The sequence below is a fragment of the Streptomyces sp. MnatMP-M17 genome (assembly GCF_900091995.1).
In the GTDB taxonomy this organism is placed as follows: Bacteria; Actinomycetota; Actinomycetes; order Streptomycetales; family Streptomycetaceae; genus Streptomyces.
The window spans coordinates 17,410-29,792 of the sequence record NZ_FMDK01000015.1; the positions used below are offsets into that span (position 1 = coordinate 17,410).

General features: G+C 65.8%; 4 protein-coding genes and 2 pseudogenes. All 6 read left to right on the forward strand.

Annotated elements, in window-relative coordinates; all coding sequences use genetic code 11:
* The first annotated feature begins 8 nt into the window (after positions 1-8).
* Positions 9-2,393, forward strand: a complete 2,385-nt coding sequence (locus GA0115259_RS42645) for a laminin G domain-containing protein (RefSeq protein WP_345940982.1) — start codon at positions 9-11, stop codon at positions 2,391-2,393.
* A 222-nt stretch (positions 2,394-2,615) separates the two neighbouring features.
* The gene (locus GA0115259_RS00905) at positions 2,616-9,506 is read left to right on the forward strand and encodes a polymorphic toxin-type HINT domain-containing protein (protein ID WP_093589323.1); all 6,891 of its coding nucleotides are present in this window, start codon (positions 2,616-2,618) and stop codon (positions 9,504-9,506) included.
* Entirely contained in the window at positions 9,503-9,916 is a 414-nt protein-coding gene (locus GA0115259_RS00910; RefSeq protein WP_141716409.1) for a hypothetical protein, read from the forward strand. Before GA0115259_RS00905 ends, GA0115259_RS00910 begins: the two co-directional genes overlap by 4 nt.
* Positions 9,917-9,956: 40 nt before the next feature.
* A complete protein-coding gene (locus tag GA0115259_RS39880; protein ID WP_093589329.1) occupies positions 9,957-10,163 on the forward strand; it encodes a hypothetical protein in 207 nt (68 codons plus the stop codon).
* Between the two features lie 134 nt (positions 10,164-10,297).
* Positions 10,298-11,682: pseudogene (locus GA0115259_RS00920) on the forward strand (IS1380 family transposase); the annotation flags it as partial.
* Positions 11,683-11,916: 234 nt separating this feature from the next.
* Positions 11,917-12,383 (forward strand): annotated as a pseudogene (locus GA0115259_RS00925) (bifunctional glutamine-synthetase adenylyltransferase/deadenyltransferase); the annotation flags it as partial.

Genomic DNA, 12,383 nt, shown 5'->3' on the forward strand with positions numbered 1-12,383 from the left:
CGGCCCAGTTGAACGAGAATCTGACGCCGACGGTGCAAGCCCTCGCGGACGGGAAGATGTCCCGGCTGACGTTGATGCTGTGGGCCAAGGACGAGGACGACCCGCGCGCGTGGAAGCGGTTCGACGACAACGCCGAACTGAAGGTCACCTATGTGCCACGGCCCGGGGTGCCCACGGACGTCGGTCTGATCCCCGGCGACGGTAAAACCGCGTACTGCAGGACCAACGCGTCCGACCCACTGATCGTCACGCGTCTGGACCCGATGGTGCAGGCGCGGGTCCAGACGCAGGTCGAGCCGAAAAAGGGCGAGGAAAAGGGATCGCTCCAGGCTGGATTCCGGGCGGCGCGCAAGCTGACCGACGGCACCTGGGAAGAGATCTGGACCGACGAGGGGCCGCCCGACGGGTATGATCCGGACAATACGCTGGAGAAATTGCGTATGACGAACCGGACCGACGGCACGGAATACCGGTATCGGGCACGTACGCAGTCGCGCTGGTCCTCCGGCGGTAAGTCCGGTGAGCTGGCCTCGTCGCTCTCCCCATGGTGCTACTTCAAGATCGATTCCACGGCGCCCAAGGTCCCGCAGATCACGGCGAACGGCCCATACACGGAGTGCGTGACCGATGTGTGCGAGGGCGCGGGTGGTCCGGGCATCCCGGGGTCGTTCACCTTCAAACCGAACGCCGCTGACGGGGACATCGTGGGCTATCGGTGGAAGCTGCTGACGTCAGCCGGAGCCAAGGAGGTCAGCGGAGAGACATACACCGAGAAGGCGGTCATTCCCTCGCTGACAGGCACTCAGGTGCTGTCCGTGGAGGCCAAGGACGTTCGGAAGCGCTTCGGCCCTCCCGCGGAGTTCACCTTCAAGGTGTCCCCGGCAGAAGGAGCAACGGGGCGCTGGCACTTCGACGACGGTGCTCCGGGCTCCGAAATCACGGTGGCGAAGGACACGGCCACCGTCGGCACCCGCCACGACGCCACTCTGTACACAGCCGGAGCCGGCTGGTCGACAATGGCCCGACGAGGAGACACGGACCAGTCTCTGTGGCTGGACAGTGCTACACCTGCGAACCAGACGGCCTATGCCGCGACCAGTGCGGCGGCGGTGAACACCAAGGACTCGTTCACCTTGTCCACCTGGGTGTATCTGACAGATGCGTCGTCCAGCCGCATGGTGCTGACCACTCCGGGTGATCAGGCGCAGGCATTCGCCCTCTACTACTCAAGTTCCAGCAGGGGCTGGGTTTTCAGCCACACCCTGGCCGACTCCAAGACTCCGGTCTTCGTCAAGTCCGAGGCGGAAAAGACGGATCCGGTTCTCAACGTCTGGACACATCTCGCCGCTGTCTTCGACACCCACGCGGACACCGATCCGGCCAACGACACCATTCAGCTCTATGTCAACGGCCGGCCTCAGGGCACGGCGGCGAAACTCGCCGCGTCGGCCGCGTCCCAGAACGCGACGTACCAGCCGTGGACGGCCGCAGGCGGGCTTCAGTTCGGGCGCTCGTTCATCCGGGAGGCGAGCGGCCAGTACTTCCGCGGCCGGATCGACGAGAGCGCCGTGTGGCAGCGACCTCTCACGGAGGAGGAAATCCGGCAGGAGGTCCGCCTGGAGCAGGATGGCCTGCCGGCCAATGAACTCGTGGCGCAATGGGACGCGACCACCGCCACCGGCACGGAGATCGGCGAGGGCACGCCCTATCCGAATCCGTCCATGAAACTGTCGGCCACGGGCGCGGTGCTCGATGACGCGGGTAACGGCCTGATCCTCGACGGCACCGCCGGATACGCGTCCGCGCAGGGGCCGGTGGTGGACGAGTCCGGTTCCTTCACGGTCTCGGCGCGGGTGCAGTTGAATGCGCAGGCGCTGGCGGGGAAGTCGGTCGGCTACAAGGCGCAAGTGGCTGGGCAGCGCAGTGGCGGCGAGTCGTCGTGGGCGCTGTGGGTCGTCAAGCCCGCTGAGGGTTTTTACCAATGGCAGTTCACGCGGACCGCGACCGACGTGGCGGGCAAGGTGACTCGGAACAGCACGGTCACCCCTCGGGCCGATCTCGCCGAGACGGACACCTGGGTCGACGTGACTGGAGTATTCGATGCCCAAGAGGCCTGGGACTGGGCAGACCCCGTGGACCCGGCTCAGACCGAAGACGGCCTTGGCAAAATGCATCTGTACGTCGGCTCGGCCGATAAGCCGAGCCGCACCAGCCCGGGGTTCGACGTGGTGCAGCAGGGAAGCGGCGAACTCGCGATGGGCAGGGGAACCACTGCCGGTACGACCGGTCACTACCTTCCCGGCAGGCTCGATCAGCTACGCGTCTGGACCGGTGCGATGACGCGTGACCAGATCAGCGGTCAGGTGCTGGCCGCATCTGACGACGTGGGATAACCCGTATCTCTCAACTAGTGGGTGGCGGCCGACGGTTGTCGCCACCCAGGCCGCCGACATGGGCGGCCCCGGTACTTCGAACCCCAACGGTCCTGCTCCCGCCATCAACGCGGGAGCAGCGGACGCACGCCTCCATACGGGTGTGCGTAAGGAGAGCGGTAGATGAATCACCTCGGATCCTCAGCCCGGAGACATCACGGCAGACGTACCTGGGGACGGCGCATGGCGGCCGTGCTCGCCTTTGCCCTGATACCTGGCCTGCTCACACCCGTGGCCTTCGCGAGCGCGCCTGATCCGCTGGGCAAGCCGGAGTTGGAGGCACCACGCCCGGCGAAGGTCTCCGCTTTCACCGCGAAGGCGAACAAGCAGGCGGCGGCGCAGATGAAGAAGGCGGCCGAGGCCGACCGCGCCGCGAGACGACGTGCGAAGACGGACCAAAGCCGAAAGGTCACCTGGCCCGCAGGCGGCAAGGCCACACTTGCTCTCCCCGCCGCCGCAGCCGAGCCTGTCGGGGCTGCCCCGGGATCCCTTCCAGTCACTCTCACGCCGCCGGCCGGGACCAAGAAGAGCAAGTCGGGGACGAAGGCCGCCGAGGCCGTCACAGTCGAGGTGCTGGACCAGACGGCCGCGCTGCGACTCGGCGTCAAGGGTGTGGTCCTCACCGTCACCGGCCCGTCCGGTGGCGGCGGTGCCGAACTGGGCATCGACTACTCGGCGTTCGCTTCCGCCTATGGTGGTGACTGGGCAGGGCGTCTCCAGGTCCTTCAGCTTGCCGACTGCGCGCTGGACGATCCGTCGAAGGCCGCATGCCGGAAGCGTACGACGCTGGACTTCGCCAACGACCGCTCCGAGGAGCGCCTGCGGACCGAGCTCACCTTCGCCGCCGACGCGGCCAAGGCCAAGGCCGCGCCCGCGTCCGGACAGACGATGGTGCTGGCTCTGGCGGCAGGCACCAAGTCGGGCGCCGGTGACTACAATGCCACTCCGCTCGCGGCTTCCTCCACCTGGGAAGCCGGCGGTTCCTCGGGCACCTTCACCTGGTCGTATCCGCTGCGCACCCCGCCCGCGGCGGCCGGTCCCGCGCCGGATCTGTCGATCTCGTACGACTCGGGCGCTGTGGACGGCCGTACCGCGTCCTCCAACAACCAGGGCACCGCGATCGGTGAGGGCTTCGACATCACCTCGTCATACATCGAGCGGAAGTACGGCTCGTGTGATGACGACGGCCAGGCGGACAAGTCCGATCTGTGCTGGAAGTACGACAACGCCTCCCTGGTCCTGAACGGCAGAGCCACCGAGTTGGTCAAGGACGACACGACTGGCACATGGCGACTGAAAAACGACGACGCGTCCACCGTGACCCACTCCACCGGTGCCGAGAACGGTGACGACAACGGCGAGTACTGGACACTCATTACCGGGGACGGCACCAAGTACGTCTTCGGCCTGAACAAGCTGGACGGAGCCGCAGCCTCCGACCGTACCCAGTCGGTGTGGACCGTTCCTGTCTTCGGTGACGACGCGGGCGAGCCCGGCTACGCCGACGGTACGAGCTTCTCCGGGCGGGACAAGAACCAGGCCTGGCGATGGAACCTCGATTACGTCGAAGACCTCCACGACAACGCCATGAGCTACTGGTACGAGGCCGAGACCAACAACTACGACAAGCTGGGCGACGACAACACCGGTACGGGATACATCCGCGGTGGCTACCTCAAGGAGATCCGCTACGGGCAGCGCGCCGACGCCCTGTTCTCCGTCACTCCCAAGGCGTCGAACAAAGTCGTATTCTCATACGCCGAGCGCTGCCTGGCCTCCGGCAGCGGCTGTGACTCGCTGACCGAGGATACCCGCGACAACTGGCCCGATGTCCCCTTCGACGCGGTGTGCAAGGACGGGGACAAGTGCACCGGCATCGTCGGCCCCAGCTTCTTCACCCGCAAGCGCATGACCGGCATCACCACCTACATGTGGGACGCGGCAGCCGCCACCCCCGACTACACTCCCGTCGACGTCTGGGCGCTCAAGCAGCAGTACCTCGATCCGGGCGACACAGGTGACTCCTCGGACCAGTCGCTGTGGCTGGACGAGATCCGGCATACGGGCAAGCGGGGCGCGGACCTGTCGCTCGACCCGGTCACTTTCCTTCATGAGTTCCGTCCCAACCGGGTCGACGGCGCGACCGACGACATCCTCTCCCTGGAGAAGCCGCGTCTGAAGGCCATCACGTCCGAGGCGGGCGCGCAGACCATCGTGACCTACGCCGACGCCGACTGCGTGGCCGGGCAGACAATGCCCAAGGTCGATGAGAACAACCGCAGCTGCTACCCCGTCTACTGGTCACCCAACGGTGGCGAGGTCCCGCAGCTTGACTGGTTCCAGAAGTATCCGGTCACGACCGTCTCCACCACCGATCCCCAGGGCGGCTCCGAAGCCGTCGTACACACGTATCAGTACACGGGCGGAGGTGCGTGGCACTACAACGACGATCCGCTGACCAAGGAGAAGGAACGCACCTGGTCGATCTGGCGGGGATTCGGCAAGGTCACCCATCTCACCGGTAATCCGGGCCGTACCCAGTCCAAGACGGTCACCGTCTATCTGCGGGGCATGGACGGAGACCGCCTCCTCGGCACGGACGGCAAGACCCCGGATCCGGACGGGCGTCGCAGAGTGAAGGTGACAGGTGTCAAAGCCGCCGAGATCACCGACTCCGACCAGTACGCGGGCTTCACCCGCGAATCGGTCACGTACAACGGGACGCAGGAGGTCGGGGGCCAGATCAATGACCCCTGGTCCAAGAGGACGGCCACTCAGCACAAGTCCTACGCCGACACAGAGGCGTACTACGTCCGTACTGACGCCACGCATGCGCGCACCAACATCACCAGCAGCGGTATCGCGCGTGACCGTGTGCGCACCACAGGCACCACCTTCGACGACTACGGCATGCCCGTGACCATCGAGGACAAGGGTGACGATGCCGTCGTCGGCGACGAAACCTGCACCCGTACTTGGTATGCGCGCAACGACGATCTCGGTATCAACAACCTGACCGCCCGTACCCGTACCGTCGCCAGGACCTGCGCGACCGCCGAGGTGGCGCTGGACCTTCCCGCCGACTCCACCAAGCCCGGCGACGTTGTTTCCGACACCGCCACCGCGTACGACAGCACCACCTGGTCGGCGGCCCAGAAGCCCACCAAGGGCGACGTGCAGTGGACCGGCCGGGCGAAGTCCTACGGCACGGACGACCAGCCGGCCTGGCAGCAAACCGCGACCTTCACCTATGACACCCTCGGCCGCGCGCTCACCGTCAAGGACGCCAACAACACCCTGACGGCCACTACCGGCTACACTCCCGTGGCCGCGGGACCGCTGACGAAGACCACCCTCACCAACGCCAAGAATCACGTCACCACCACGGTGGTGGATCCGGCCACCGGTGCGCCCATCACGGTCACCGACCCAAACGGGAAGATGACCGACAGCGAGTACGACAGCCTCGGCCGGCTCACCAAGGTCTGGCTGCCGAACAAACCGAAGTTCCTGGGCAACACGCCGAACTACGTCTACGGCTACAGCCTCACCGCCTCCGCGCTGTCCTGGGTCTCCACCAGCGTCATCAAGGGCAACAACTCCGGCTACAACACCACCTACGAGATCTACGACTCGCTCCTGCGCCCGCGGCAGGTCCAGTCGCCCTCTCCGGCCGGTGGCCGGCTGATCGCCCAGACCCTCTACGACGACCGAGGCCTCGGGGTATCCAGCCAAGGCGACATCTGGGACGAGACCGCGGCACCGTCCGGCGAGATGGTGGAGGTCGACGCAGGTCAGGCCCCGGTGCAGACCGACACGACCTATGACGGCGCCGGCCGCGCGACCCGAGCGGTGACCAAGCACTACAACGTCCCTCGCTGGACCATCGACTCCACGTACACCGGTGACACCGTCACTACCACGGCACCGGACGATGGCCAGGCCACCGCGGCGGTCACCAACGCCCTCGGCCAGACCACACAGCAGCGGCAGTACGGAGGTCCGCTGGCCACCGGCACCGACTACACCACCACCGACTTCACCTACACACCCGGCGGACAGCAGAAGACCGTCACCGGTCCGGACAAGTCCGTCTGGACCTACGAATACGACCTGTTCGGCCGCCAGACCGCCTCGACGGACCCGGATTCGGGCCGATCCACCACCACCTACAACGAGCTCGACCAGGTGGTCACAACCACGGACTCCCGGTCGAAGAGCCTCATCTCCGAGTACGACGTCCTCGGTCGCCAAACCGGCCTGTGGGACGGCACCAAGAGTGATGCCACCAAGCTCGCCGCGTGGACCTTCGACAGCCTCGCCAAGGGACAGGGCGACACCGCCGTCCGCTACGAGAACGGCGTCGGTACCTCCAGCAGCAAGGCGTACACCACCAGGGTCACCAAATACGACCCCATGTACCAGGTCCAGGACAGCGAACTCACCCTCCCCGCGAATGACACATTGGTGACGGCAGGCGTCCCTCAGACGCTGAAGTTCTCCACGGTCCACCATCTCGACGGCACCGTGAGTCAGTACAGCAGCCCGGCAGTGGGTGGTCTCCCGAGCGAGGTCGTCGGCTACACCTACAACGCCACCGGCCAGCAGCTCACCGCCACCGGTTCCACCGGCTACCTCCTCGGCGCCGCCTACTCACCTCAGGGTGATCTGAATCAGCTCACCCTGGGAACCGACAGGGCGACGTCCGCGAAGAAGGCGTACCTCAACTACCAGTACGAGCCCGGTACCCGACGCCTGATCCGCTCCTATGCCACCGACGACGTCCACGGCTACATGCCGCAGGAGCTCAAGTTCACTCAGGACGAGGCCGGCAACGTCCGCTCCATTTTCGACGCCACCACCCAAGGCGGTACCACCAAAGCCGACTATCAGTGCTTCGACTACGACGGCTACCGCCGTCTCACCGAAGCCTGGACCCCGAAAACGGCCGACTGCGCCGACTCCGGCCGCACCACGGCCAACATCGACGGCGCCGCCCCCTACTGGACCACCTACAAGTACAACGAAGCGGGTCAGCGCAAGACCGAGACCAAACACACCGCCACAGGTGACAGCGACACCAACTACACCTACGGCACGCCCGCGCCTCGCAATCAGCCTCACCCGCTCACCGGCACCACCGGAGCGAGGGCGGCGAGCTACGCGTACGACGAGACGGGCAACACCATCAGCCGGCCGGGAGTCCAGGCCCAACAGACCCTGATCTGGAACACCGAAGGCAAACTCGTTTCCACCACGGAACCCGCCGTCGGCAGCAAGTCGGCCACTGGTACCAGCTACCTCTACGACGCCGCGGGCGAACTCCTCGTTCGCCGCAACACCACCGCCGACGGTGACACCGTCCTCTACCTTGGCGACACCGAGGTTCGTCTCACCACCAAGGGCACCGCCAAGACCCTGTCCGGCACCCGCTACTACACGGCCGCCGGCCAGACGATCGCGGTGCGTACCGCCAAGGCCGGTGTCACCGGCAGCAAACTCACCTTCCTCGCGGGCGACCACCACGGCACCTCCAGCCTCGCCCTTGAGGCGGGCACGTACGCCATCACCAAGCGCTACACCACCCCGTTCGGCGCGCCCCGAGGAACCGCCCCCACCACCTGGCCCGACGACAAGGCCTTCCTCGGCAAACCGGCCGACACCACCACCGGTCTCACCCACATCGGCGCGCGCGAATACGATCCGGCCATCGGCCAGTTCGCCAGCGTCGACCCGATCCTCACCCTCGACCAGCACCAATCGTTCAACGGCTACAGCTACGCCAACCAGCACCCCGCCACCAGCTCCGATCCCACCGGCCTCAGTGACCCTGGCGGCACCCAATGCGGATATGAATCCGCCTGCGCCGTCGGACCGAAACACAATGAGCCCCTCCCTATACACAATGAATCCACTCAAGGTGGAACAGCGGCACCGCGCAGCAACCCCCAAGGAAGCTGGGAAATCGAAGGTTCGAACAACAAAGACTACGACGGCGACGGCTACGTGCTCGCCTATCCAGGCGTAAAAATCGACGCTAAATGGAAGCCGCAAGTCCGAGAAGCCTTCATTGCAGAGTTCTACCGGCAGATGGAAGAAAACTGCGGACCTTATGGCCTGTCGTGCGAAGCTGACGCGCTCGGTGAAGGTGATGAAAGCGTCCGATACGATATCCAAATAACTGCCTTCTACGCCTGCGGTGCAACGAATTGCCCCGGAAGAGACAAGCTGTGGGGCCTTGCATGGGCCGAAGGAATGCAGGGATCCAATCTGTTCGCGGGTCCGCCAGGCGGAAACGTCCGCGGTATAACCGGAAAGCCCCAGAAAAAGGGGGGAGGAGGCTGCACGCAGTGCTTCCTCGCCGGCACGGACGTCCTGATGGCCGACGGAACGACCGAGGACATCGAAGACGTCAAGATCGGCGAAGAAGTCCAGGCTACCGACCCTGAGACAGGCGAATCGGCACCCCGCAAGGTCACTCGCCTCATCGTCACTGAAGACGACAAGCAATTCAACACACTGTCCATCGCCACGGACAACGGCGTTGAGCAACTCACGGCGACCTTCGAGCACCCCTTCTGGTCCCCGTCCGAGAAGAGCTGGCTCGGAGCGGCCGAGCTGAAGCCGGGCATGACCCTGCTCACCGACGACGGCACCACCGTCATCGTGACGGCGAACCGTGCCTTCATCAAGCACGCGCGGACCTACAACCTCACCGTGGACGACCTCCACACGTACTATGTGCTAGCAGGCGAGACGCCGGTACTCGTTCATAACAGCAACTGTGATGTTGCTGGCCGAAGGCTTTGGCAGCTAACCAAGGAAGGGTCGACGAAACTCCTACAGGGAGGTCCGTTCAAGACCACCTTCTATAAGAGTTCCTCGGACGGTACCTGGTGGACTCCGGACGTGAAAGGCCACGGTGGATCGGCATTCAAGGTCTATCGGGAGACCAGTAAGGGCCTCGAATGGATCTCGGATGCCGATAAATACGGCGACTACATGCCGGACAAATGGAAGGGTGATACGGGGAAATTTATACCGAACAGCAATTTGCGGGGCGTCAAGAGATGATCGAGACTGCCGACGAGTTCGTACGGCTGCGCAACAGCTCAGATCCACAGGAATGCCGCAGGGCGGCAGTTGAGGAGGTACCTGCGCAGGTATGGATGGAGGTCGTCGATCGATATCCGGAAGAACGGGTGGCAGTTGTCCAGAACAAGACGGTGCCGTTGGCTGTTCTGGAAATGCTGATCGACGACCCTGATGCTCGCGTCCGTTTCATGGTGGCCATGAAGCGGAAACTGTCACCGGACCTTCTCGAGCGCCTCGCTCACGACGTGGACGAATCGATCAGAATGAGGGTCGCGCAGCACAGGAATACGTCGAGGGAGACATTGGAATCCCTTCGGCACGACCCCTGGAGCGAAGTTCGCGCGGCTGTGGGCGACCGACTAGGCGGCGCCGGCAGCGATCTCCTTTGAGGTGAGTCGATCGGCCTGAAGAGCCCCACCGAGTGTTTCGGTGGGGCTCTTCAACGGTTTGACGGCAACGCTGACGGCAACGTCAGCGGACGACGGCTGTGGTGGATGGGTCGTCGGGGAGGTTGGCGACCCCGCCGAGTGCGACGTTGAGGGTGTCGATGGCCTGGCGTTGGAGACGGAGTCGGACGTGGGCGTAGACGCCGATGTGGGCGTGGCCGAGGAGTTCCTTAACCTCGCGCTTTCATGAAGCGGGCTGTCCGGCTGGTGATCAGGCAAGGAGAAAGTGCCCCTGACCAGTGAGAATGAGGATTGCTGAGGTCCTTGTTCCCGCCCCTGTCGGAGGCACTTTCTAGGTGAAGAAGCCTATCGGGTCCCATCCCCATGTCTTCTGTCTTCGTCCGGGACGACGGCCGGGCCGTGGTCCCGCGGGCCGGTTCGGTCCTGCTGGTCGAAACGGTCCGTAAGACCGGCCTCGACGAGGCCATATCCGTAGCACTCGCCCCCTGGCGGAAGCCGCGGGCTGTCCACGACCCGGGCAAACTACTCGTGGATCTCGCGTTGGCAGTCGCGCTGGGCGGGGACTGCCTCACCGACAACGGGATGCTGCGGGCCGAGCCGGGCGTGTTCGGGCCGGTCGCCTCCTACCCGACGGTCTCCCGTCTGATCGACACGCTCGCCACCGCGCGGGCGAGGCGCTGGCCACCCTCCGCGCCGCACGATCTGAAGTGCGCGAACGGGCCTGGAGGCTGGCCTGCCAGCGGGCACCAGACACCGGTGGGCAGGTGACCGTGGACCTGGACGGAGTCCTGGTCGTCGCCCACTCCGACAAGCAGGATGCCGCCCCGACCTGGAAGAAGACCTACGGTCACCACCCGCTGACGGGGTTTGTCGACCACGGGCCGGGCGGGGCCGGCGAACCCGTCGCCGCTCTGCTCAGGCCCGGGAACGCGGGCTCGAACACTGCCGCCGACCACATCGAGACCACCCGCCTCGCACTCGCCCAACTGCCCAACTGCCCAACTGCCCAACTGCCCAACTGCCCAAAAAATACCGGCGCGGGCGGCAGACCCCCATCCGCTGCAAACTCCGCGGGCGCCACCCACCAGTTCATGGCCTGGCTCGCCCGGCGCGGGCGTCGGCTGTCCTACTCCGTCGGCATGGTGATCACCGAGGCCGTCCACCAGCATGTCCTGAAGATCCCGACATCGGCCTGGACCCCGGCCGTCGAGACCAGCGGCGAAGTCCGCGACGGAGCGTGGGTCGCCGAACTCACCGGCACCATCCTTGAGGGCCGGCCGAAGGGCGTACGGCTGATCGTCCGCAAGGAACGGCCGCATCCCGGGGCCCAGTTGAGGATCACCGACGCGGACGGCATGCGGATCACCTGCTTCGCCACCGACACCGCCGGCCCCCCGCTTGCCCAGCTCGAGCTCCGTGACCGGCTGCGCGCCCGGGCCGAAGACCGGATCCGGGCCGCCCGGGCCACCGGCCTGCGGAACCTGCCCCCGCACGACACCGCACAGAACCAGGTCTGGCTCGACGAGATCGTCCCGATCGCACTCGACCTGCCGGCCTGGATGCCCATGATCGCCCTCACCGGCCAAGCCCGCCTCTGGGAGCCCCGCCGTCTGCGGTTCCGCCTGTTCCCCACAGCCGGGCAACTCGTCACCACCGGCCGGCGCAGCATCCTCCCCCTCGCCCGCCACCGGCCCTGGACCGGCGAGGTCATCACCGCCCCCGAACGACTCGCACTCCTGCCGAACCCCGACCGACCAGCACCTTCCCGCCCCTGCGAAGGAACCAGTCCAGACCGGAGCAGTGGAACTCGGCGTCCACCCGAGACGACACTCGCGCCCTCGGCCTGCCCACCATCAGCCACAGAAAGCAAAACGGTCCACCGACTACATCGGCGGACCGTCACGAAAGATCGAGGCTAGGCTCGAATCCTCGGGTCGGTCGGACAGAGCCGGTTGGACACGGTCGCGGACAGGAGACGGCGTATGACAGTGCCGGGTCGCAGAAGCAGTACGTTCATCCGCCTGCTGCGGCACGGCTTCATCGATCCCTCCGCCGCCGAGCGGCTGCTCGACGAGCCCGAGATGGCGATCGTACGGTCCGATCCGCTGCTGCTCGACGCGTTCGGCGCCACCGCCGATCCCGATCTCGCGCTGCGCGGGTTCGTCCGGCTGGCCGAGGCGCAGAAGCCCGACGAGCGGACGATGCTGCTGGACACGCTGGTGACGGCCAAGCCGCTGCGGGACCGGCTGCTCGGCGTGCTCGGCGCGTCCGAGGCGCTCGGCGACCATCTCGCCAGACATCCGGGCGACTGGCATGCGCTGGTCACCTATGAACTGGCCGATCTGCATCCCGGCGTCGAGGAGTTCGAACTCGGTCTCGCCGGTGCCGACGATCCGGTGTCGCTGCGGACCGCCTACCGCCGCTGTCTGCTGGCCATCGCCGCCAGGGA